Raw genomic sequence first — 22,792 nt, 5'->3', positions numbered from 1 at the left:
GAAGGTACTAATCTGAACTCCCGGTTTTAAAACCTTAGGATGACACGAGTATCTCTCCGCTCCCGTATTATAGCTTCTTGATATTTTATACAATTTAATCCGTTGTTTTTAAGATACAAGATACAAGAATGACAAAAAAGAAGTAGGAGCGGCTTCCAGCCGTCGGGTGATGGGGGGTGTACATTGATTTTCGTGTCATTGCTGTAAATGTAAATAATTCGAGGCTGGATTTTTCTGGATGATATGTAATGCGGTTGTTTGTATTTCCCGACATTACAGAATTTGCGTTAAGAAAATAGAGTATTAAGGCGTGAAAAATGTTTTAGGGTTGCGGTGGAATTAAAACATTTTCGCCTTAATGCGAGATTTTTAGCAAATTATGTTCTGTCGGTTGATTTTTGCTTTTTTTCATCAAGGAAAAGAAGAATAATATATAGCTTTCTTAATATATTCCGACAGGACGACTTTAGTCCACCGGATTCCTTGGCATCCACTGCAATGACAACAAGAAAACTCAGAATACGGGCCCTTCGTTCTCTATCACTTCGGCGACATCTGCAATCTCCCTTCCTAGGAGCCTTATTATATCGTCGAGCGTTATGATGCCCTTGAGCCTGCCGTCCACGTCCACGACAGGGAACCTCCTCACCGCGCTCTTCCTTATCTGTTCGAGCGCTTCTAGGAGTCCCATGTCCTCTCTCAGAGTGAGCACGAGGTCCTGCGTCATTATGTCGTCGACGGGCGTCCTCGCGGGGTCGAGACACCTGTTGACTACACGGAGCGCAATGTCCCTGTCGGTCACGATGCCGAACTTGTCGTTCTCTCCGACGACGATGACGCTCCCTATGTTCTTGTCTTCCATTATCCTCGTCACCTCGCTCACGGTCGTGCCCGGCTTCACCGTCACGACGTCTTTCCTGCAAATATGCCCGAGACTCATCTTGGTCACCTCCCCTTGGAATTCGTATTACGAACGGCTTTTCCGCTCGATAATGATAATTAGAAAGCAAGCGTTATGCCAGTCCCGGCGGCGTTCCAACTAAGCGGTAAATACTGGAGAATGTTTATACGGCCTGGACGCGCCACCCGGCCGGTGTCAGATTGTAGTACATATTATGATTCCGACCCAGGCTAAGCGGTCCGGGACTCGGCTGTCACGTCCGTTATTTCGGCCGAGCCTTTGCTATCGGTCCCGGATCAGTGTACCCTATTACAATCAAAGCCAAACTAATCTGCGGTAAATATCTAGCGATCTTCACGAAAACAGAAACCGGTTATACAGTTTCCTGCCCGGAGCTTCCGAACCTCAGGATAACGGGCGATACGCTCAAAGAGACGGAGAGGCTCGTCAACGATACGGTCAGGAATTATATACACAGGGCGGCCGTCCTGACGTTCGACCGGAGCGCCTTTATCAGGGTAAACAAGCTGTGGAAAGACGTGGTCGAGCCCGCTCTCGACGAGATGAAGCGCAAGGCCTCGAAGAGGGGATGGGCGATAGACACGTTCGTAAACAAGCGCGGTTTCAATCAGATCAACAGGTTCAACAGGTCCTGCTCCATACGCACGGTCGGAGAGGATAAAACGACCAGAAAGCTTACGATAGGGTGGCGCGCCGGGTCTGCGGCCTTTTCCTACGGGAACACATTGACGGTGACCGGATGGAAGGACGTCCCTCACGCGATGGTCAGCTTCGACTCCCTGGTGGAAGATTTGACTGAAAGGCTGCTCGTCTGAAGGTGAGGGCGGGGGAGTCCGTATCTTGACGGAACAACCCCGGTCCTTTTCGTTCAGCCGTCCCGGCGGGCAATGAATGGAAGCGGGAGCCGGGCACCGTGTTTTTATCGGTTTCTGTAGTGTATAATAATCGTTCACAAGTTATTGTGGGGGAAGGTTAAACGGGTGTCCTGCATCCGCCTCTGTAAGGCTTGCTGAAATAAATCGAATCTTCGCAAAGGAGAAATGAATGCAAGGTAAAAAACTTTATATAGGCAACCTCCCGTACAATACGACGGCGGAGGAGCTGACCGAGCTCCTGTCCAAATACGGTACTCCCTCGGACGTCCGCGTAATAGGCGACAAGGGGTTCGGTTTCGCCGAAATGGCGACGCAGCAGGAGGCCGAGAAGGCCAAGGACGAGCTCGACGGCTCGGATTTCAAGGGCCGCCCTCTCAGGGTGAGCGAGGCGCGCAAGTCCACGGGCAAGCCCTCGGGCGGACGTCCCGGCGGCGGTGGCGGCGGCGGCGGATACGGCAGGAGAAGATAAACGCCGTCTCGGGCCATGCGACCGTTATACAGAGTCTCTCTCTTCATCGTACTGGCGTTAGGGGTTACAAGCGGCTGCGATTCGGGCGGCGGCAGGCTCGAGCAGTTCGAGAAGCGCTGCCGGAGCGCGCCTGGCGCCGAGGTCTGCGACCAGAGGTACGCTCTCTGCATAGCGGCGAGCTGCGACCCGGACACGATAAACGACGGCACGATAGAGTGCGGGCGCTGCGATAGAACCGACGGGAGCTGCGGATACTGCTACGTGTTCGATGGGAAATCGTGCTCCTATGACGCCCCCTGCTCCGACATAGAGCCCTCAGCCGACATCGTCTACTCGACATACTCCGAGGAATTGAGCTACGAGTTCGGCTTCGACGTGCTTGAGTGCGAGTCCGGCCCCGGCTTCCAGGCCGACTGCATGGACGCGGAGTGCAGGCTTACGGGAGAGACGGTCGAGCTTGAGGACAAGGACGGATTTACGCACGAGGTGCCTACGGCTATCTGTGCGTGCAGGCTCGAGACCGAGGGAGCGATGGCGACGCTTGGCGGGCTGTGCAGCCCCGATAACTGCTCGTCTATATGGTCGACCGCGGGAGACCGCGCCGGGGGCGTCCTAAGCTTCGTTCCCCAGTGCTCGTCGCCCGATTGATCGACCCGTTCAGCCGGCATCTTGTCCCCTCGCCGTTATTTTTTATACCGTCCCCGTGTTTAAAAACTCACTCCCGTGATTTATCCTATTATCTTCGTTCGGAAAAAAATTCACTTACGGAGAGGGAAATGTTATGCCCAGGATAGACGAGATCGCCCCTGACGTATACAGAATCTGCGTAATGTACAAGGAGATAGGGCTGCAATTCAACCACTTCCTCGTAAAGGACGACGAGCCCCTGCTCTTTCATTCGGGCCTCAACTCGATGTTCAGCGACATATATGAAGGCGTGTCGAAGCTGATAAAGCCCTCCCAATTGCGCTGGGTCGGGTTCAGCCACTTCGAGTCGGACGAGTGCGGCTCTCTCAACAGGTGGTTCGAAGCGGCTCCGCGCGCGGAGGCGGTATGTTCTGAGGTCGGCGCGCTGGTGAGCGTGAACGACTTCGCGAGCAGGCCCGCAAAGGGCATGAAGGACGGCGAGACGCTCGTTACTGGCAGCAAGACGTTCAGGTTCTGCTCGACGGCGCACCTGCCCCACGGCTGGGACGCGGGCGTCTTGTTCGAGGAGACGGACAGGACGCTCTTATGCTCGGATCTCTTCACGCACTTCGGCGAGGTCGAGCCGCTCACCGAGTCGGACGTCGTAGGGCGCGCGGCCGAGTCTATACGCCACATGCAGTCAAGCCCGTTCGCGTATTACATACCCTGCACGCCACAGATGAAGGGCATCTTCGAGAGGCTCGCGGCTCTCGATGCGAAGACGCTCGCCATAATGCACGGCTCGTCCTTCACCGGGGACTGCGCAAAGGCGCTCCTCGACCTCTCTTCTGTGATCGAGGAAGAGCTCGGTTAGGCAGTTGAGCGCGTAGTTAAGGGGGGCTCGCCGCGGGGATCGCAAAGACCCGTATTCTTTCCGAGGGCGGTCTACGGGGAGGGAGTTATGAGCCAGCCTGTGGAATGCAGGAGGGCATCCGGCGCAGATTATCCGTATATGCTACTGTCGGGAGCGATTCGGTTGAGGGGCCTCTGTATGCTCCTTGCTGCGGCTGCTCTCATGGCGCTTCCGTCCTGCAGGCGTCCCGTTTCATCGGGCGCCGATTGCGCCGCCATGATTCCTCCCGATTCGGCGTCCGGTTATATTCAGGAGTGCGCCGATCATGACGGCCCTGTCGCTCCCTGGCGCGTCTGCATAACACGGACGAAGGGGTCGGCGTCGAAAGACGTTTTATTCTATTTCCACGGCTATTCGAATGACCAGTGCGCATGGCTGGCCGCCCCGAGGCCCGGCTCGGAATTCCGTGCCGGGGTTGCCGAATGGTGGAGGGATAACGGCGTGGACGCCCCGACCATTGTCGTATTCAGCGCCGGGCGGAGGTTTCTACTAACCCCCGGCGGGGGACGGTACTCCGTCTCCTGGTTCGTCGAATCGGTCTTGCCTGAAATCAGGAAAAAGCTCGGCCCGAAGGAGGGGGATTATATCATCTGGGGGACGTCCATGGGCGGATTAAACGCGCTCGAGCTCTATATGAACCATCCGGAGTTGTGGGACAGGGCGGCGCTCAATTCCCCGATGATACCTGTCTGCGACCCTTATGCCGGGGACGGCGGGGCAGCGTGCATTCTCGGAATAGATACACCGCAGATAGGTTTCCTGACGAACGAGTCGCTCAAGCTCGTGAGGGAATTCTATCCGGATTCTGAGTCGTGGAGCGACGCCGACCCCCTTAAAGCCGGCCCCCGGCTCCTCAACCCGGAATATCCGCCCCTGTTGATAGAGATCGGGATCGCGGACGAATTCGGCTTCTATCCCGGCGCGGACGAGTTCCGGAAAATAGCGGCTGAAAAGGGGGTGTCCGTCGAATACATAGTGCACGGGGTGAAAGGGGGGCCGTTCTGGAAGGTGCCCAACCATCTCTATTTCGATCCGGGCAAGTTCGCCGGATTCATCGCGGGGGATTGAGCGCGGTTTATAATTAGACATCTGTCCAAATATTTTTCGGGAGCGTATAAGATGGGAGACAGGAAGAAGGATGCCGGGAAGAAAAGCGTAAACGGGACTGAGCTACCGCCCGGAAGCCGGGACCCGAAGGCCGGGAGGGAAATAGACGACGATACGTACGACGAAGAGCTTAAAAAGCTCGAGACGGAGCTCGTGAAGCTCCAGGACTGGGTCCAGCGCGCAGGCAAAAAGATAATCGTCCTTTTCGAGGGCAGGGACGCTGCCGGGAAGGGCGGCATGATAAAGCGCGTAGTGGAGCCGCTCAACCACCGCGTGTGCAGGGTGTGCGCCCTCGGTGTGCCGACCGAGAGGGAGAAGACGGAGTGGTATTTCCAGCGCTACGTGCACTGCCTGCCTTCGGCTGGCGAGATAGTGCTCTTCGACAGGAGCTGGTACAACAGGGCGGGCGTCGAGAGGGTCATGGGCTTCTGCACCGATGCGGAATACAAGGAATTCATGCGCGCGTGCCCTGAATTCGAGAAAGCGGTAATAAATTCAGGCGCGATACTGCTTAAATACTGGCTCGAGATTTCAGCCGAGGAGCAGGAGAAGAGGTTCCGGGAACGCATAGACAACCCACGCAAGCAGTGGAAGATAAGCCCGATGGACATGGAGGCGCGGAGGCGCTGGTACGATTACTCGCGGGCGAGGGACGATATGATCAGATACACGGACACGGACATCTCCCCCTGGTACATAGTCCCCGCCGACGACAAAAAGCGGGCGAGGCTCAACTGCATAACGCACATGCTGAGCAGGATTCCGTACAAGAAGGTGCCGAGGGAAAAATTCGAGATACCGCCGCTCCAGAAAAGCAAGGGCTACGAGCCTCCCCGCGTCCCTCGAGCGGAAGTCATACCGGAGAAATTCTGAAAGCCCGGCCGTGGCCGGGTAAAAAGAGAGGAGCGGCCCCGGTATGGGACCGCCCCTCGTGTAGAGCGGGTTAATCTTCCTCTTTGGATATTATATTCAGGTTCGAATCCATCTTGATATCGTACTTTTCACCGTCGTAGCAAACGGCTTCCGTCTTGTATATTCCCGGCAGGAGGCCGTTAGGCTTGCGGTATCCGTAGTAACCTTTGAAGGGTTCGACCTCTATATCGTCTGTCACCGTGCATCCCTGCGCTTCTAAAGCGCCGTAGATCATGGCCGCTTCATAAGGGGTTGCGTCCCTGTCCGCATACGAATTGCTCGCCGTGGTAAAGAAGGCTAAAGACAGAGCCGCAACTGCCAGAATAATTGTCTTCTTCATGTCAATCACCTCCTGTTGTAATTCCTCTTTTTAATACGGGAACGCCCGGAACGGGGTCCGGACATTCCCGATGCTTCTCCAAGATTCCCCTCTCGCCCGGGAGAGGGTTAGCCGGTTAATCAGGCGTCATCGACAGTATATTCATCTGAGAATCCAGCTTGATGTCGTACCGCTCTCCGTCACTGCAGACCGCTTCCGTTTTATAGATACCCGGCATTATGCCGCGAGGCTCGCCGTACCTGTAAACGGCCGCGAAACGCTCAACCTCTATGTCGTCCACCACCGTGCATCCCTGCGTTTGTAAAGCGCCGTAGACCGCTGCGGCCTCGTAAGGAGTCGCGTCCCTGTCCGCGTACGAATTGTCCGCGGATACCAGGAAGGCCAGTGACAGAGCCGCTATACCGAAAATAATTGACTTCTTCACGTCAATCACCTCCTGAATATATTGATCGGCGTATTATTTATTCCCGCCGTATATCAATCGGCCCTGATACAGGGCTTCATACGCTAATTCGGGCAATAGCCGTGCCAGCCCGCATTGATTCCTGTTTATACGCAATGACCGCAGCGGTTTAGTTGTTGGGTTGAATTTGAATGTCAAATTAAAAAAGCCGGTATTGTCGGGATTGGAACAATTGAGCTTGTTTTTATACGGACAGACGATTTACACGGGTTTATTTCATTGTAACGATGAAGAGAGTGAGAGAATAGCTTATTATCACGCTCACGGCGCCTATCGCTATGCCTTTCAGTATCTCCCTCGCGCCCGACTTCAGATATGCGAGCGAATATATCATCCCGCACCATACGAGCGTCGAAAATATCGTGAAGGGCACGGCCTTGTAGAATAGAGAGGTGAATACGACGAGCACGAGCGCCCTCGCGATGTGCAGGTTCGAGCCCCTGACGAAATATGCGAGCAAATAGAGCAATGGCAGCGCTGCCGCTACTTCGACAAGAAAAGAAACATAATCCCCGATCGCGGCCCTCACGAGGACGAGTAGATAGAACGGGAGCCCGCCAAGCGCTACGACGTCCCTCGCTATCTCCTCCTTTATGTTTTCGGATAATTTCAACGTGTCACTTATATTCATATTGCTCCTCCTCAATATTCATATCATTCCCGAGTGTTTTTATCGGGAATCCAGTCTTTTGTTTTTTAAATCCTCCCTAACCCTCCTTTTTCTAAGGAGGGAATTAAAAAACATTTTCCCCCTTTGGAAAAGGGGGACTAAGGGGGATTTGCCTGAAATCATCTTTCGCAAAAGGAATCCGATACTCCGACAACTGCAACGCCGCTCTCATAACCCGAATATTACCTCTTGCCCTGTACGACTCACCCTGATTAATATTGTTATATAATGGACTGAGGAGGCATGCCATGGCAAGGGTCAAATACATAGAGGAAGAAACGACCGACAATCCGGTCATCAAGGAAGCGTTCGAGCGTATGCGGAAGAAAAGGGGAAAGGTCACTAACATCTACAAGGCGCTCGCACACAAGCCCTCCATCCTGAGCACTATCGGCCCGTTCGTTGCCGCCGTCCAGCAGCCGGAGGAGCTCGACCCCAAGCTCAAGGAGAGGATCATACTCAGGGTGTCGAAGCTCAACCGCTCGGCCTACTGCTGCCACGCCCACGAGCAGATAAGCGCCAAGATGGGGTTCACTCCCGCGGAGATTACGGAGATGAACGAGCCTGCGAGCGCGCATATTAACGACGCAGAGAAGGCGGCGCTCAATTACGCCGAGGCGCTGACTCTCAATCCGGGGAGCATCCCCGACGCGGTGTTCGCCGAGCTGAGGAAGTATTACAGCGATTCGCAGGTGGTCGAGATCACGATGATCGCCGCGCTTTACAACATGATAAACAGGTTCAACGAGGCGCTGAAGTTAGATCCCGAGGAGTATTGAATTCCAGCTCACTCCTCCTTATAATTCCTTCCCCCTAGAGGGGGGAAGGGTAGGATGGGGGTGTCTCCTTCATCTATAAATTTAGAAAACCCGTTCGTCCTGAGGCGCAGAATCTGCGCTCATATATGATTACTCTGTTACTCCTCAGCTTTCGCCAGACAATGGAGCCCTGATAATACTAATCTGCGAGCCTGTCCTGAGCTCCGTTCATCCTGAGCCTGTCGAAGGACGAAGGGTCGAAGGACGGAGTATTTCCGAGTCATACGCACAACCGCCTGGACCGGGTGCTCACCCGCCTCAATTCTTGAGCTTATACCCCGTCCTGAATATCCACCATACTATCGCGACGCAAATAGCGAGGAAGAGGAGCGTCATGCCGAGGCTTATCGTCACGTTCACGTCGGAGACGCCGTAGAAGCTCCACCTGAACCCGCTTATAAGATAGACGACCGGGTTAAGGAGCGTGACCTTCTGCCAGAAGGGCGGCAGCATGTATATCGAATAGAAGCTCCCTCCCAGGAACGTGAGCGGCGTGATTATCATGAGCGGCACCGTCTGGAGCTTCTGGAAGCTGTCGGCCCACAATCCGATAATGAACCCGAACAGGCTGAACGAGACCGCAGTAAGGAGGAGGAACCCCAGCATCACGAGCGGGTGCTCGATGTGATAGGGAACGAAGAGGCGCGCGGTCGCGAGTATGAGCGCGCCGAGTATTACGGATTTCGTAGCGGCCGCTCCCACGTATCCGATTATTATCTCTATGTACGAGACGGGAGCAGAAAGCACTTCGTATATCGTGCCTGTGAACTTGGGCAGGAATATCCCGAACGAGGCGTTCGAGATGCTCTCGCTCATTATCGTCAGCATGGCGAGGCCGGGCACGATGAACGCGCCGTAGGTCACCCCTTCAATGTCACCCACTTTCGAGCCTATGGCCGCACCGAACACGACGAAATAGAGCGACGTCGAGAGTATCGGGGACGCGATGCTCTGCATGAGCGTCCGCCACGTGCGCGCGAGCTCGAATATGTATATGGATCTTACAGCGTGGTAGTTCATCCCTTCTCCCTCACGAGGCTCACGAATATCTCCTCTAAAGAGCTCTCGCTCGAATGAATGTCCCTGTAGTCGATCCCGTGCTCGTTTAGGAGCCTGAGGAGCCCGGCTATGCCCGTATGATCTCCGTGCGCGTCGAACGTGTAGACGAGCTCGCTGCCGTCGGGCGAGAGCTCGAGCGTATAGCCGTTCAGACCCTCGGGGATCTCGCTTATGGGGCTCTGGAGGAAGAGCGTCAATTGTCTCTTGCCCAATTTCCGCATCAAGGCTTCCTTTTCCTCCACCAGTATTATCTCGCCCTTGTTGATTATCCCGATGCGGTCGGCCATGAGCTCCGCTTCTTCTATATAATGAGTAGTCAGAATGATCGTTACTCCGCTCTCGCGCAGCCCCCTCACCATCTCCCACATGTCTCTTCTCAGCTCTACGTCCACGCCTGCCGTTGGCTCGTCGAGGAACAGTATCCTCGGCTCGTGCGCGAGGGCCTTTGCTATTAGCACCCTCCGCTTCATCCCTCCCGAGAGTGCGAGTATCTTCGTATCCTTCTTATCCCAGAGCGAGAGGTCCCTGAGCACTTTCTCGATATATGCAGGGTCGGGCGGCTTCCCGAAGAGTCCCCTGCTGAAGTTCATCGTGTCCCGCACCGTCTCGAACACGTCCGTCGTAAGCTCCTGGGGGACGAGCCCGATGCTCGAGCGCGCCGCCCTGTAGTCGCGCACTATGTCGTGCCCGTCGGCGATAACCCTCGCACCCGCGCCCGGGTTCACAATCCCGCAGATAATGCTTATGAGTGTCGTCTTCCCCGCGCCGTTAGGGCCCAGCAGCGCGAATATCTCTCCTCTTCTGATCTCGAGGTCGATGTTCTTGAGCGCCTGAAGGCCTGATGCGTATGTCTTGCTCAGGTTCCTGACAGATATTATCGAGTTCACTGAAGCACCTGGAATAATGAAGATTTATATTTTATCCGGTTATACGGCTATATACAGATATAAGATTCCTTTGCCGTCTGGAAGATTCATCCCGCTACATATCCTTCTTCATGTGCCGGTCACGGTGGAAATGGTATTCGAACGTTTTTTGTAAGGAGTCGCCGGGGCCTGAGATGTAGCCCGCCATCTCGCCTAACGCGCTCACGAAGAGCCCCGCGAATAGTATCGGATAGACCTGCGGCTTCGATTTGAGGAGACCGAGGCTGCCCGAATAATTCCGCGCGATCCTGTAAAAACGCACGAAGGGGATGAGCAGCGAGCCTAATGCGAAGAGGATCCGTTTGGCTTTCGGCCACGTCTGACACCTGGTTGCTGCGAACATCCGTCCCATCTGAAGGTTGACGCTCAGGAACGTTGAGAAAAAGTCGAAGTTAAGGTGATAGATTTTAGCCGCGGGCTCGAGATAGAGCTTGTGTCCTTTCGAGACGAGGTCCCAGTGCAAAACGCTCTCCGATTCGAGGAACCTGTCGAGCTCAGGGCCGTATTCGAGCAGGATATCGCGCTTGTAGCTGCTGTTGTGTCCGGGAATATGATTCATTTCTCCCCCGGCGTTCGGATACATCCACGGAGAGTAGCCCATCAGGATATCCGCCCATGCGATCGGGCTCTCCGGGTTCGCAATGTATATCACCGGCCCGACCGCGGCCCAGCCTTTCTTATGCGATCCGATCAATGCCTCGGCCCAGAAGGGGTCCGGGAATACGTGGTCCTCAGAGAAGGCGACGACGAGCGCGGATGCGGCTCTTACGCCCGCCGCCAGTGCCTGTCCGTAAGAAGTTATCTCGCCCGGCTTCACTACCTGAAACCCGTGAAAAACTGCGAGCTCCTCTGGGCTTACTCCGACCTCACCCGCGGACAGCGCGACTATCACTAATTCGAGCTTGCTGTTGACGGTCTGCGATTTCAGGCAATCGACGGTTCTTCTTATTGTTGCGAAGGTGTCGGGAGTAATTAACACCACGGACATTTCGGGGCTGTCAGAGGCAGTCATATTCATATGAATGTTGATAACTCTTCTTCGAGTGAATTATAAAATATCATGTACGGCCCGGTTATTCTGCTTCGCCGCCTACACCGGATAATTTTACCGGAATTCCTGTGGATGCGGATTCGACGGCGGCGAGAGCGATTTCGAGTGCGCGCATCCCGTCTTCGAGGCCGCATTCTGTGTCTTTACCATGTATCACGGAATCCGCGAAGCTCCTCCACTCACTGTAGTAAGACTCTTTGAAAATTCCGCCGTGTCTGAGAGTCCCGGCGTTAGCGGCCGTCTGCGCAAATCTATCGATCGCCCGCCTGACCCCCGTAAACAATCCGCCGGGAGGTGCGTCGCAGGGTCTTAATTCAAGGCCGGCGATGTCGTATAGCGATATTTTCATGATCCCATTGCTGCCGAAAATCTCGATCTCGTTCGCGTGACCGGAGCCGTATGAGAAGATTGAGGAACACAGTATTCCGTTCGTCAGTTTCACCGATACGGCGGTTGTTTCGTCCTCGACCTCGCCCGAAACGCCGGCCGCGTGCACCAGCTCGGCCTCAGCATTGAGAAGGTGCCTCAGCAGATCGAAATGGTGAATCCCCAGATCGAGTAAGGATCCGCCGCCGAGCGCGCGCTTCTTTCTCCATTCCGCGAGCTCCGGGTCGTTCACGCTCATAACGCTCCTTGCGGATTCTATCTTTCCGAGCAGGCCTTTTCCGATTATCTCTTTAGCTTTGCTCACGTTCCGGTGCCAGCGGAGGTTGAAGCCGACCTGCGCCCTGAGCGGCGATCCTCGTGCTTTATTTACCAGCCCGGCGCACTCTACCATGCTCAGGGCCGGGGGCTTCTCCATGAAAAGGTTCTTTCCCGAATCCAGCACGGCCATCCCCAGGGCATAGTGATTTCCGGAGGGCGTGCATACCGCTACCGCGTCGATTTCCTTACTGTTTATGAGCTCGTACGGGTCTTCATACCGGTTATTGATTCCGAACGTTTCAGCCGCCCTGTCTAATTTCCTCTTATCGATGTCCGAGAGCGCCGCGACTTCGATGTTCGGGAGCAGCTTGAGCGAGGGGAGGTGGAATGTCTCGGTCACTTCCCCGCAGCCGATTATGCCTAAAGTTATGGTGCCGGGCTTGCTTGGCATGTAGAGATTGTGACTTATTTCAGAAGAATTTTGAAGGTGCTGTTTTTAAAGTCGTCATTGCGAGCGCAGCGCGGCAATCTCTTCTTTTTTTGTCATACTGAACCTTGAATTGATCCCGTATCGAGTACGTGACATGGTTCAGGGCAGGCTTGTTTCAGCATCTCGCTATATTCATGAGATTGCCGCGCTGCGCTCGCATTCGCTCGTTCCGCTCGCAATGACACCAAAGGATGAGGAGGCAAGCTTACCGCGTCCTGCACTCCTCCCTCACGGATAAAGCCCCCGGAGCTTCTTCGCGCGCGACACCTGCCTTATGCCGAGCATGAGAGCCGCGAGGCGCATGGGCACTTCCTCTTTCTCCGCGTACTCGGCCACCCTTATGAACGTGTTTTTCATCCGCTTCTTGAGCTCGTCGTGCACCGCCTCCCTCGACCAGTAGTATTCCTGGAGTCCCTGCACCCACTCGAAGTACGACACGATCAGCCCTCCGGCGTTTGCGAGTATGTCGGGAATGACCGGTATGTTCCTTTCTCTCAGTATGTCGTCGGCCTCGGCGGTCGTCGGGCCGTTCGCACCTTCGACGACCATGCCGCATCTCAACCTGGGCGCGTTCTCCTTCGTTATCGCCCTTCCGAGCGCGGCCGGTATGAGCACGTCGCATTCGAGCGTGAGCAGCTCCTCGTTAGTTACCTTGTCCCCGTCGGCGTAGTCGCTCACCTTCCCCTTCTCCCTCACGGCATGGATGAGGGCCTCGACGGAGAGGCCGTTCGGATTATACACCCCGCCGTAGACGTCGTTCACCGCCACGACCGTTATCCCCATGTCGGCGAGCTTGTGCGCCGTGTAGCTGCCGACGTTCCCGAACCCCTGTATGACGACCTTCACCGGGTCGGAATATCTCTTGAATTTCCTGAGCGCGTCCTCTGTCACGTACGCGACGCCGAAGCCCGTGGCCTCTTCCCTGCCGAGGGAGCCGCCTATGATGACGGGTTTTCCCGTGACGACGGTGGGGACCGTGTAGCCCTGAGACATGCTGTATGTGTCCATTATCCACGCCATCACCTGTGGGCTCGTCCCCAGATCGGGCGCGGGTATGTCCTTGGTGGGGCCGATGATGGGGAGTATCTCGGCCGTGTACCTCCTCGTGAGCCTCTCGAGCTCGCCCTCCGACAGCTTCCTCGGGTCGACGGCGACTCCGCCCTTCGCCCCTCCGAACGGGAGCTCGGCGAGGCCGCATTTCCACGTCATGTTCATCGCGAGAGCGGCGACCTCGCCCATGTCCACCTCCGGGTGGTAGCGTATGCCGCCCTTGTAAGGCCCGAGGGTCTGGTTGTGCTGCACCCTGTATCCGCCGAATACCTTTATCTCGCCGTTGTCCATCCTCACGGGGCAGCTCACCACCAGAGTCCTCTGCGGGAGCTTGAACCTCTCCTCGAGCCCGTCGTCCTCCGTGAGCAGCTTGCTCGCCCTCTCGAACTGGACTAACGATTCCCTGAACGCGGCCGAATTAAAAAGCTCGTACATATATGCCCTCCCGTTTATCTTTCGGAATAATACCTGCCATTAGACTGACTATGAGAATTATATAGATATTCGGGGTAATAGCGATAGGGGAGTGCCGGGATTTTTGTTATTCTATTGTTGTTATTCTGTCATTGCGAGGGAACGCTTTTTGTGACCGCGGCAATCTCATGGGTAAAGCGAGATCGCCACGGCTATAAGACAGCCTCGCGAAGACAGAAAAAAGAATTGTCATTCCCGACACGAACGGGAAGCTGGTCATTTATCTGTAGGAGCGGCTTCCAGCCGCGATCGCTGTATCGCACCAGGCCTGTCCTGAGCGAAGTCGAAGGGATGGTGCTCCTACAGAGAAAGATTCTGAAATCGGACATTACGACAACGCCCTTACCTTTCAGGCTCGGTCAGATAAATAAGCCCTTCCCTGAGAGACTTCCGGCTTATGATTATCTCGACGGCCGTTATGCCGACGGCGATCACGCTCAGCCATGAATGTATAATGCCCCATTCCGCCCTCGTGAGCCCGAGGATGACCTCATTCCCGCCCGTGGAATAGGGGACAACGCCCAGCATGAACCCCGTCCATGCGGCCGATATCCACGCGGCCGTCATGGCCGCTATCACAAAATAGTTGATATTCGCCGTGCTGCTCTGCTTATAACCCTCGTTCATAGTCTTGCTCCCTTTGGTATTTTCTTTCCGATTTTTTCACTCCCTGTCTTCGTTCGTTTTGCCCGCGGGCGAAGTCACTGCCTGAGTATCGCCCCTTATCTCCTGGTGGTGTATCTTGCCGCCTAGGTTGGCCGTATATGCGATGAGCCCGCCCCCGGCGAGGAGACCTAAGAGAGTTATCACCGCGAGCGTGTCCCCGAGCTTCCTGTTGAAACGTCCCCCGACGAGGCCAATGAGCGCTATGCCTCCGACTGCTTCTATGAATATGAACGCCTTCTCGGCCATCTCCTCGTGCTCGTGGATCAGGTCCTCCGATATGCCGGGCATATCCTCGACTATCTCCTCCGCGGGCTCGCCCGTGAGGTACGCTGGGACCGCCCAGAGAGCGACTATGACCGTGAATACGAGGGCCACGTTCTTGAGCTCGGATGACTTTCTCAGCAGGGCTATGATAAAGAGCAGAATCACGAACCCTATGCCTATGAGAGGTATATGATTTAATATGAGATGCCAGTGCGCGGCATTCATTTTGACCTCCGTTTTCAAAATGGAATCTTTGCTTGCGGATAGATAATGCAAAAGTAGTGCCGGAACGGATTATTCAATGATCAAAGGGGATACAGCTCAGACGCGGTGTTATTCGATGTCAGATTACAGGACAGCTGACAGGGGAGTGCGTCCGTTGACTATGCTGTGGTGTCGGAGAAACAAAAAAGGGGGCTTCGGCCCCCTTTTTGTGTACACACTTTGTCTTCGCGAGGGAGCAACGATTGCGAGCAAGTGAGGAATTTGTCGCTGTTACAATAAAGGCAGAATGGGTGCTTGACTTTTGCTCGACAATGCTTGAGCCAAAGTAGTAGGGGGAGCTGGTGCCTCGATTCTATAATAAATAAAACCCGTTCAACCCTTCGACGAGCTCAGGGCGAACGGGTTTTTGCTTTTACTTTGGTTAAATAAAGAACGGAGCAGAGTATCTCTTAAGCCGCCGCTTTCCTTTTTCGCATGAGAACGACTGCGGCTATGCCGATTACGACTGCGAGGGATATGAGCCCCCACTCGGACAGGGTCGGTATGTTCTCGACTATTTCTCTAACGTTGGTAAAAACACAGGATGCCGTATCATTATCTTCACAGAAAAACGTGACGCTGTTACCGTCCACGGTGGCGGTGAGGCAGGGCTCGAATCCGTCGCTACCGCAGTTGGTTACCCCCTCTATGCACTCTATGCTTTCGAGCACCCACCCCGGAGGGACTTCTTCCGTTATGGTCACAGTTTGACCTATGCCCATTCCGCCAGATGATGTAGGGTTGCTTGGGTCCTGTAACGTGAATTCGGCGGATTGATCCCCGGATACAATAAACTCGAACGGAGTGTCATCATCCGGGATCGCTACCTTTTCAATTCCGACAGCGCAAGGGGCGGTGCCGGCCATTGCCCGGCCCGTTCCGAACGCGAGAAAACCCGCACCTATAATCATTGTAAGTATCAAGAAACTAATCGAATTTAATACGTGTCTCATTTTTCCTTCCTCCTTCAGGCACACTCCGTGCCGTTTATATGCACACATTCTATCACAAATAGGAAATTTCCCCTAATATATATATGCTGAAATGAAGAAAATCGGCCGGAAAGGGGGCTAAATTCGATTTCGGCAAAATAGTCTCTTGCGGAATGTATATAAATGATATAGTTTATATATTAACGGAGCTCCTGCGTCCGCAGGGCCGGTTTTCCACCACGAACTAAATGTAAAGGAGAAAATACAGGGCAGTTCATACGCGTCCTGCCCCGTGTTTTCTCCTTTTTTCTATTTTTTATTCTGTCATTGCGAGGGAGCGCGGTATGCGACCGCGGCAATCTCAAGATAAGCAGGAGATTGCTTCGCAACGTAAAATTTGGCGACGCTTAGTCGGATGATCCCCCTAATTTAGGATCAGCCATCAGCGACCGTTTCTTACGCTCGCTCGGAAACGTTGCTCGCAAAGACAGCCTTTTGAGAACCAGGGAAACAAACACCAACCGGAGGGGAATGGAATGAACGAAGGGATTTTACCGCATCACACAGAGTACGAGGAGGGGATACTCGGCGCTGTCATAAACGACCCGGCTCTCTACGACGACGTCTGCATGACGCTCGAGCACGCGGATTTTTACTCCGGGCGGCACCGGATGATATTCCGCGCCATGGGGGAGATGAGGGATGAAGGCGTCCCGATACATCTGGTCACGCTCTGGGAGCGCATGAGAGGGAGCTCCGAATTCGAGGACGCGGGCGGGTCGAGCTATCTCGCTTATCTCTCGGACATGGCGTTTCTCGACGAGAACCTCGATTATTACGTCGACGCCGTCAAGGACGACGCGCTCAGGAGGAATCTCTGGCGGGCGCTCCACGAATGCGCTCGGGCGATCGAGAGGGACGAGGACAAGGCGGTCATAGAGGACATGATAGCCGGGCTCCGCGGCATGGAGCGAGGCGCTCCGGGCAGGCGGATCGCGCCCGTGTCCGCGAAGGACCTCGAAAACGTAAAGCCGCCCGAAAGCCTCTGGGCGGACATCATCTACCCCGAGTGCATAATACAGCTCAACTCCGAGCCGGGGGTAGGGAAGAGCACGCTCGCATACAACATATGCGCCTTAGGCGCGGCGGGACGGCCATTCCTCGGCATCCCGTTCTCGAAGAAGCTGAAGTCGCTCTACATCGATCTCGAGACTCCGCGCTTTCTCAGAAGAAACAAGATAGAGCTCATATGCGGCGAGCTGCCCGGGGATTTCCACATACTCGAATGCGCCGACCTGAGGAACGATTTCCCCGACCTGCTCAGCCTCTGCAGGCGGGAGAGATACGACCTCGTCGTGCTCGACACGCAGAGCCGCGTGCTCGCCATGGAGAAAGAGAACGACAACGCCGAGGCGAATTATCTCGCCGGTCTCTTGAGGCGCATTGCGAACGAGGCGGGGTGCGCGATACTCCTCATACACCACTCGACGAAAGGGGACGAGGGGAAGGCGGTGTACCGGGGGAGAGGGGCGTCCGCCATAGCCGGGGCGGTTGACGTGGTGGTGAATGTCCAGTCGCTCAGCGAAGACGTACTGAAGCTCTCGGTCGTAAAGCACAGGATACAGGGCTCTAACCCGACGCTCACCATCAGAAAGGCCGGCGAGGACAGGTTCGAGCAGTGCGAGAGCCGGGAGGGGGAGGAGGAGACGGGGTTTATTATCTACCGCGTGCAGAACATCATTTGCGAGCTCCTCGCTTCGTCGGCCGGGCCGCTGCGCGCGGGGGAGATAGTAGAGGCCGTACAGAGGGTGATTAACACGGACCGGAGGACAGTCTTCCGGTCGCTCGGGAGACTGGCGCAAGCGGGGAAGATTTACAAACCGAAACAGGGGTATTACGAATACGGACGGGAACAAGATTGTGACAATGTGACAGCTCTCGGGGTATAGACCCCCGCACAGCTGTCACAATGTCACAACTCTCTCTTTCTGTCTTCGCGAGACCGTATTTTGGACGTGGCGATCTCATCTTTGTTGTCATGCTGAATTTATTTCAGCATCTCGCTTTTATCATGAGATTGCTTCGTCACACCGTTCCTCGCAATTGTAGATGTCATGTAATTCGTGGACAAAAGTTATCCCATCGGAATACATAAGTAAGCGATATATTGTTCTTCTTTTCATATCCTGAAACAAGTTCAGGACAAGGTTGGGAATGACAAAATGAAAATCCCTCTGAATTTGGCTTTACTTTCCGAGTCACTTCAATTATGACTTTTGTTTGCCGTTTATCACCACTGACCAATTCCTCACTTGCTCGGAATTGTTCCCTTTGCTAAAGGGAGGAATTGAAGGCAAAGAATGAGATTGCCGCGTCGCTTCGCTCCTCGCAACGACAGAATAAAACAAATCCTCCCTCACCCTCCTTTACGAAAGGAGGGTATGAAAGGAATCGCGGCTGGAAGCCGCTCCTACGGATATCAAGGCACGAAAAGAAAAGATGAGATTCCCGATCGGTGCCTGCCCTGAACTTGATTCAGGGTTCAGGACATGGTTCAGCATGACAAGAAAATTAAAAAATTCCAGCCGCGAATTATTTAACATCTACAGCAATGACATGAAGGGTTAGCTTACATAGCGGTTTTTCTTTAGATTCCCTCCTTTAGCAAAGGAGGGATAGGGAGGATTTAAATAAGGCAAAGATATGGATTCCCGATCGGCGTCGGGAACGACAGTATGAAAAAAAGGAGGATGTCCGCTAAACAAAAAAGGGGGCCGAAGCCCCCTTCATGTGTGCTATTCGATATCTCTTAAGCCGCCGCTTTCCTTCTTCTCATGAGAACGACCGCGGCTATGCCCATAACGACAGCGAGCGAGACGAGTCCCCACTCCGAAAGAGTGGGGATGGTCCTATTCAATGAATTCGTATAGACAATGCGCTCGAACGCTGCCGAATCATTCAGATCCTCCGTCGCGCCGCATCGGTATCCGCCGACAATCCCTTGCAGATGCCAACACAGCCTTTCATCGTTTGCGCCGCTGGTATCGACGTCGCAATTGGCCTTTAATACGCTGTCCCCTGCTCTTACGAATCCCCATGCGTTCTGCCCTACTCCCTCATTGCCGAAACCTGATACGTTGAAATACCAGCCGACGCCATTTGCGATATGAGTAACGTCGATGTTCTCACCCGTATCAAAAGTGACGTCGCTTCGCTCGCCCTGGGCGAGAAGCGTCAGGACAGGGCTTCCGGTCTCCCGGCAGGACAGCATCAACCGGTCTCCCGGACAGCTCTCAAGCACTTCGTCTGCATTCATATGGATACTATAGCGGTCACGGTAACACTCGACCCATCCGCCGTCGGTTACAGTGTTTTCAGGCACATTCGTCTGCGGTCCGACAGGCAGATAGGTTTGAGCGTTTGCTTCTATCTGCAGGAAAGAAAGCGTCAGAAAAATGAGTAACGGTAAAGTAATTCCGATCCTCGGCATTTTTTCCTCCTTTAAATAATGAAGTGTTGCGAGGATTATATAATATTACGAGTATCTTGTATAGGTATAATCTTCGTGAAATCTGCCTTGTGAAAGAGGGGAACCGGACTTTGTGACAATGTGACAGGTGTCCGGAGTATATACTCCGCACGGCTGTCACAATGTCACTCGTTCTTCACCGACGGCTATAGCCTACCCGCCCCCGGCCTCAGCAGGGGCATACGGCTGGAAGGTCGGCGGTGTGGCGGATCATATTGCTATATATGGTATGGTAATATATGTTTAGTCATATAAACAGAAGCTAACTGGAGCAATGAATGTCTCGGGGGAATCCAAGGATTATACATCTCGATATTCTATGTTATAAAGACGATGATTATTATGTGGCTCACTGTCTTCAGATGGATATTGTAACGACAGCGGACACCGTAGATCAAGCCTTCCTCGACATGAAAGAGTTGATTATGACGCAGATCGAGTTCGCAGCCGAGAACAATAATCTAGAGAATATCTTTAAACCTGCGCCGCGCGAGATATGGCGCAGGCTGGTAAAAGCGAAGCCGGTCAACGACGATCAAATTGAGACCTTAAAATTATCGATCCTGCCCGCCGAACAGATTTATCAGGTTCAGAGATTGTGTGCTTGATTTCAATATAGCTGCTCACATATGTACCGGACTTGACACTAATCTTCTAATAGTTTAATTTAGGTAATACGGAGATGGATGTGTGGAGGACATCCCAATTTGTGTGGGATAAAGGCATCTGTATCCGGGATTGTTAACTTACTTGGCCTGTTGAGAAACGAGCCAAGGTTAATCACAAATAAGGGGACGGAATAAGCATTTCTCGGGTGTACGTCCAGCCGAGTTTTGTTTATTTCGTCCCTTTTTTTTGAGAATTTTGTTGGTAATGGGGGAAAGAAGTGTACTTGATATTGACAAAAATTAGTTTATTCAATGTTGCATAGTATGAATTAGGAAGCGATTATGGGTAATCCGAGACCCCTCACCTATAGAGAGTTAAGAAAGCGTTTGAAGAAATATGGTGTTGAAGAGAGACGCCGCGGTAAGGGCAGCCATCTAATATTGATACGCCCGAATGTGCCCGGAGGAAATCAGGGGCCGCAATATCCCGTAGCTCCTCATGGTGAAGGGGACGAGATTAAGATGCCGATTATAAAGGCGTTATTACGCGTGTTAAACATAGATCCTGACGATTTTTGGGAATGATATGCCAAGAACCCAAACTTTCCGCCATCCGCCAACCTCAGCAGGGGTATAATGCGGGAAGGTTGGCGGATTGGCGGATTCCTCTTTTTTTGTCTTCGCGAGGGAGCGCATTACGCGACCGTGGCGATCTCGCTTTATTCATGAGATTGCTTCGCCTGCGGCTCGCAATTACAACTAGGCATCCTCCGGCATGCGTTCACCTGTGCATGCCGCCGCCATGGTACCCGCCCCCGTGATACCCTCCGCCCGGACCATGATATCCCGGCCCGCCGGGGCGTCCGGGCCCGTGATGATACCCTGGTGTATGGTGATAGCCCGGTCTGTGGTAATAGCCGGGTCCGTGTCCATAGTAATGACCGCCGTGCCAATAATTGTATCCGTGCCAGTAGTTATGCCCGCCGTGATAATTTCTGTAATAGAAGCTGAACCCCGGCAGCGGAAATCCGTAATAGCCGAACCCGTATCCCGGATATAACGGATACCCGTACCGGTAGTACGCTCCGCCGTAAGCGTACGGGCCGTCGTAATACGAATCGTACATCCCCGGGTAATAAGCCGGGCCCGCATAGCATCCGGCGAGCGCGAAAACGGTCAGCGCCGTCACTACCGCCGCGATCAATATCCGCTTGGTTCTCATCTTATTCTCCGAACTAACATCCCCTCGTATATCTATAAATGTATTCACATGCACATTTGTTGCATCTTTCTTGCCATAAGAAGGATCGTGGAACCTGTTTATATAATTCTTTTTCTTTTGACCATCGGCTGCATGGCTTTACGCGTGTGTCTTAATCTAGGACGGAATTTGGATATTCCTAATGTTTTCCGGAACAGACAATTATGTTTAGCCATTTTTATTGACCCCATCCTCAATATTCGGATAATTACATATATTCATGAGACCTACCTGGGCTGAGATCGATCTCGACTCGCTAATCCACAATTTCAACGTGATCAAAGGCCTCCTCGGGGAGGGGGTGGGGGTGCTCTCCGTCGTCAAGGCGGACGCCTACGGGCACGGCGCGGTCGAGGTCGGAAGGAAATTGGAAGAAGCCGGCACGGAGATGCTGGGCGTCGCCACGGTCGAGGAGGCGGTCGAGCTCCGCGACTACGGGATAGAGATACCGATAGTCCTCCTCGGCGGAATGAGGCCCGACGAAGCGTCTGTAGTTGTCGAGCATTCGCTCACGCCCTGCCTCTTTTCGCTCGACTCAGCGAAGGCCCTCGACATGGAATCTGCAAAGGCCCGCAGCAAGTCCCCGTATCACCTGAAGATAGACACCGGGATGACGAGGCTCGGCGTAAGGCCCGAGGACATGGACGCATTCTTGACGGAGCTCGCCGGGTTGAGGCACATCGTCATGGAGGGGGCGCTCACGCACCTGGCCTCCGCGTTCTCGGAATCCCCCGAAAGCACCCGCTCGCAGCTCGGGGAGTTCTCGAGGCTCGTAGCCGTGATACGCGAGAGGGGTTTCCGCCCCCGCTACGTGCATGCGGCCAACAGCCCGGGCATACAGCGCTTCCCGGAGTCCCACATGGACCTCGTCCGCCCGGGCATAATGCTTTACGGCGCAGACGGCGGCGGTCTTCCGTTAAAGCCCGTGATGAGGCTTAAATCGGTCGTTATACAGGTGAGCAGGGTCCCCGCGGGCACGCCCGTGAGCTACGGGGGCACATTCGTCACGAAGCGCCCTTCGGTCATAGCGACCCTCCCGATAGGCTACGCCGACGGGTACATGAGGCGTCTCTCCAACCGCGCCATGGTGTCGGTAAGGGGGAATCTCGCGCCCGTCGTCGGCACGGTGTGCATGGACTTGATAATGATAGACGTTACGGACGTGCCGGGTACGTCGGTCGGCGACGAGGTGGTGCTGTTCGGCGACTCGCTCGTCTCGGTCGACGACGTCGCCCGCTGGGCGGACACGATCTCCTACGAGATACTGTCGATCACCGGCAAGCGTGTCCCGCGGAGATACGTGTGACCTTACACGATACAGGATTCAAGATGCATTGTCGTTCCCGAGACAATCTCCCCCTTTCCTGTCATTGCGAGGGAACGCTTTTTGTGACCGCGGCAATCTCTCTTTTTACTGTCATTCCCGCAACGATTGCGAACTAGCGAGCAATCGGACG

Annotated in this window: 25 protein-coding genes; 11 read left to right on the top strand and 14 right to left on the bottom strand. The window is 54.3% G+C overall.

What is annotated here, in order from left to right:
- Nucleotides 1-514 precede the first annotated feature (514 nt).
- Nucleotides 515-940 (bottom strand): CBS domain-containing protein, encoded by a 426-nt coding sequence (locus AB1598_03400; GenBank protein ID MEW6144046.1) that lies wholly within the window; start codon nucleotides 938-940, stop codon nucleotides 515-517.
- A gap of 260 nt (nucleotides 941-1,200) precedes the next feature.
- On the opposite strand from AB1598_03400, the gene AB1598_03395 reads away from it, so the two are divergent.
- The 6 genes from AB1598_03395 (at nucleotide 1,201) to ppk2 (ending at nucleotide 5,786) form a co-directional block, all read left to right on the top strand.
- Nucleotides 1,201-1,737, top strand: a complete 537-nt coding sequence (locus tag AB1598_03395) for a hypothetical protein (GenBank protein MEW6144045.1) — start codon at nucleotides 1,201-1,203, stop codon at nucleotides 1,735-1,737.
- Nucleotides 1,738-1,966: 229 nt separating this feature from the next.
- A complete protein-coding gene (locus AB1598_03390; protein ID MEW6144044.1) occupies nucleotides 1,967-2,266 on the top strand; it encodes an RNA-binding protein in 300 nt (99 codons plus the stop codon).
- 15 nt (nucleotides 2,267-2,281) lie between these two features.
- The gene (locus AB1598_03385; protein ID MEW6144043.1) at nucleotides 2,282-2,914 is read left to right on the top strand and encodes a hypothetical protein; all 633 of its coding nucleotides are present in this window, start codon (nucleotides 2,282-2,284) and stop codon (nucleotides 2,912-2,914) included.
- 133 nt (nucleotides 2,915-3,047) lie between these two features.
- Nucleotides 3,048-3,767: an MBL fold metallo-hydrolase gene (locus tag AB1598_03380; protein MEW6144042.1), complete on the top strand. Its 720-nt coding sequence runs from the start codon at nucleotides 3,048-3,050 to the stop codon at nucleotides 3,765-3,767.
- Nucleotides 3,768-3,854: 87 nt separating this feature from the next.
- Nucleotides 3,855-4,874, top strand: coding sequence for an alpha/beta hydrolase-fold protein (locus AB1598_03375; protein MEW6144041.1), 1,020 nt, complete (start codon nucleotides 3,855-3,857; stop codon nucleotides 4,872-4,874).
- Nucleotides 4,875-4,925: 51 nt separating this feature from the next.
- Nucleotides 4,926-5,786 carry a polyphosphate kinase 2 gene (gene ppk2, locus AB1598_03370; protein MEW6144040.1) on the top strand — a complete coding sequence of 287 codons (861 nt, stop codon included), beginning with the start codon at nucleotides 4,926-4,928 and terminating at the stop codon, nucleotides 5,784-5,786.
- A 70-nt stretch (nucleotides 5,787-5,856) separates the two neighbouring features.
- Here ppk2 and AB1598_03365 read toward each other — a convergent pair whose 3' ends face one another.
- The 3 genes from AB1598_03365 to AB1598_03355 form a co-directional block, all read right to left on the bottom strand.
- Nucleotides 5,857-6,165 carry a hypothetical protein gene (locus AB1598_03365; protein MEW6144039.1) on the bottom strand — a complete coding sequence of 103 codons (309 nt, stop codon included), beginning with the start codon at nucleotides 6,163-6,165 and terminating at the stop codon, nucleotides 5,857-5,859.
- Between the two features lie 115 nt (nucleotides 6,166-6,280).
- Nucleotides 6,281-6,589 carry a hypothetical protein gene (locus AB1598_03360; GenBank protein ID MEW6144038.1) on the bottom strand — a complete coding sequence of 103 codons (309 nt, stop codon included), beginning with the start codon at nucleotides 6,587-6,589 and terminating at the stop codon, nucleotides 6,281-6,283.
- A gap of 250 nt (nucleotides 6,590-6,839) precedes the next feature.
- Nucleotides 6,840-7,259, bottom strand: coding sequence for a hypothetical protein (locus tag AB1598_03355; protein ID MEW6144037.1), 420 nt, complete (start codon nucleotides 7,257-7,259; stop codon nucleotides 6,840-6,842).
- A gap of 287 nt (nucleotides 7,260-7,546) precedes the next feature.
- Here AB1598_03355 and AB1598_03350 point away from each other — a divergent pair, with 287 nt between their 5' ends.
- Nucleotides 7,547-8,077, top strand: coding sequence for a carboxymuconolactone decarboxylase family protein (locus tag AB1598_03350; GenBank protein MEW6144036.1), 531 nt, complete (start codon nucleotides 7,547-7,549; stop codon nucleotides 8,075-8,077).
- 297 nt (nucleotides 8,078-8,374) lie between these two features.
- On the opposite strand, the gene AB1598_03345 is transcribed toward AB1598_03350, so the two are convergent.
- From AB1598_03345 to AB1598_03310, 8 genes are all read right to left on the bottom strand, one after another.
- The gene (locus AB1598_03345) at nucleotides 8,375-9,136 is read right to left on the bottom strand and encodes an ABC transporter permease (protein MEW6144035.1); all 762 of its coding nucleotides are present in this window, start codon (nucleotides 9,134-9,136) and stop codon (nucleotides 8,375-8,377) included.
- Entirely contained in the window at nucleotides 9,133-10,062 is a 930-nt protein-coding gene (locus AB1598_03340) for an ABC transporter ATP-binding protein (GenBank protein ID MEW6144034.1), read from the bottom strand. The genes AB1598_03345 and AB1598_03340 overlap by 4 nt, the downstream gene beginning before the upstream one ends.
- Nucleotides 10,063-10,156: 94 nt before the next feature.
- Nucleotides 10,157-11,089, bottom strand: coding sequence for a glycosyltransferase (locus AB1598_03335; protein MEW6144033.1), 933 nt, complete (start codon nucleotides 11,087-11,089; stop codon nucleotides 10,157-10,159).
- Nucleotides 11,090-11,174: 85 nt separating this feature from the next.
- Nucleotides 11,175-12,248, bottom strand: a complete 1,074-nt coding sequence (locus tag AB1598_03330) for a Gfo/Idh/MocA family oxidoreductase (GenBank protein MEW6144032.1) — start codon at nucleotides 12,246-12,248, stop codon at nucleotides 11,175-11,177.
- A gap of 267 nt (nucleotides 12,249-12,515) precedes the next feature.
- Entirely contained in the window at nucleotides 12,516-13,772 is a 1,257-nt protein-coding gene (locus AB1598_03325; protein MEW6144031.1) for a Glu/Leu/Phe/Val dehydrogenase, read from the bottom strand.
- Nucleotides 13,773-14,153: 381 nt separating this feature from the next.
- On the bottom strand, nucleotides 14,154-14,438 hold the full coding sequence (locus AB1598_03320; protein ID MEW6144030.1) for a hypothetical protein: 285 nt from the start codon (nucleotides 14,436-14,438) through the stop codon (nucleotides 14,154-14,156).
- 36 nt (nucleotides 14,439-14,474) lie between these two features.
- Nucleotides 14,475-14,966: a hypothetical protein gene (locus AB1598_03315; protein ID MEW6144029.1), complete on the bottom strand. Its 492-nt coding sequence runs from the start codon at nucleotides 14,964-14,966 to the stop codon at nucleotides 14,475-14,477.
- A 449-nt stretch (nucleotides 14,967-15,415) separates the two neighbouring features.
- Entirely contained in the window at nucleotides 15,416-15,958 is a 543-nt protein-coding gene (locus AB1598_03310; protein ID MEW6144028.1) for an IPTL-CTERM sorting domain-containing protein, read from the bottom strand.
- Nucleotides 15,959-16,473: 515 nt separating this feature from the next.
- On the opposite strand from AB1598_03310, the gene AB1598_03305 reads away from it, so the two are divergent.
- On the top strand, nucleotides 16,474-17,886 hold the full coding sequence (locus AB1598_03305; GenBank protein ID MEW6144027.1) for a DnaB-like helicase N-terminal domain-containing protein: 1,413 nt from the start codon (nucleotides 16,474-16,476) through the stop codon (nucleotides 17,884-17,886).
- Between the two features lie 860 nt (nucleotides 17,887-18,746).
- Here the strand turns inward: AB1598_03305 and AB1598_03300 are convergent.
- The gene (locus tag AB1598_03300; protein MEW6144026.1) at nucleotides 18,747-19,427 is read right to left on the bottom strand and encodes an IPTL-CTERM sorting domain-containing protein; all 681 of its coding nucleotides are present in this window, start codon (nucleotides 19,425-19,427) and stop codon (nucleotides 18,747-18,749) included.
- A 401-nt stretch (nucleotides 19,428-19,828) separates the two neighbouring features.
- Here AB1598_03300 and AB1598_03295 point away from each other — a divergent pair, with 401 nt between their 5' ends.
- Together AB1598_03295 and AB1598_03290 are read left to right on the top strand one after the other, a co-directional pair.
- Nucleotides 19,829-20,074 (top strand): hypothetical protein, encoded by a 246-nt coding sequence (locus AB1598_03295; protein ID MEW6144025.1) that lies wholly within the window; start codon nucleotides 19,829-19,831, stop codon nucleotides 20,072-20,074.
- Nucleotides 20,075-20,416: 342 nt separating this feature from the next.
- Nucleotides 20,417-20,659 carry a type II toxin-antitoxin system HicA family toxin gene (locus AB1598_03290; GenBank protein MEW6144024.1) on the top strand — a complete coding sequence of 81 codons (243 nt, stop codon included), beginning with the start codon at nucleotides 20,417-20,419 and terminating at the stop codon, nucleotides 20,657-20,659.
- A gap of 196 nt (nucleotides 20,660-20,855) precedes the next feature.
- On the opposite strand, the gene AB1598_03285 is transcribed toward AB1598_03290, so the two are convergent.
- Nucleotides 20,856-21,296 carry a hypothetical protein gene (locus tag AB1598_03285; protein MEW6144023.1) on the bottom strand — a complete coding sequence of 147 codons (441 nt, stop codon included), beginning with the start codon at nucleotides 21,294-21,296 and terminating at the stop codon, nucleotides 20,856-20,858.
- Between the two features lie 259 nt (nucleotides 21,297-21,555).
- On the opposite strand from AB1598_03285, the gene alr reads away from it, so the two are divergent.
- Nucleotides 21,556-22,641 carry an alanine racemase gene (alr, locus tag AB1598_03280; GenBank protein MEW6144022.1) on the top strand — a complete coding sequence of 362 codons (1,086 nt, stop codon included), beginning with the start codon at nucleotides 21,556-21,558 and terminating at the stop codon, nucleotides 22,639-22,641.
- The last annotated feature ends 151 nt before the right edge of the window (nucleotides 22,642-22,792 follow it).

This window comes from Thermodesulfobacteriota bacterium (genome assembly GCA_040754335.1).
GTDB lineage: Bacteria > Desulfobacterota_D > UBA1144 > Nemesobacterales > UBA2774 > 2-12-FULL-53-21.
Note: the sequence above shows the minus strand (reverse complement) of the source record. Positions and strands in the feature narration are given on the sequence as shown.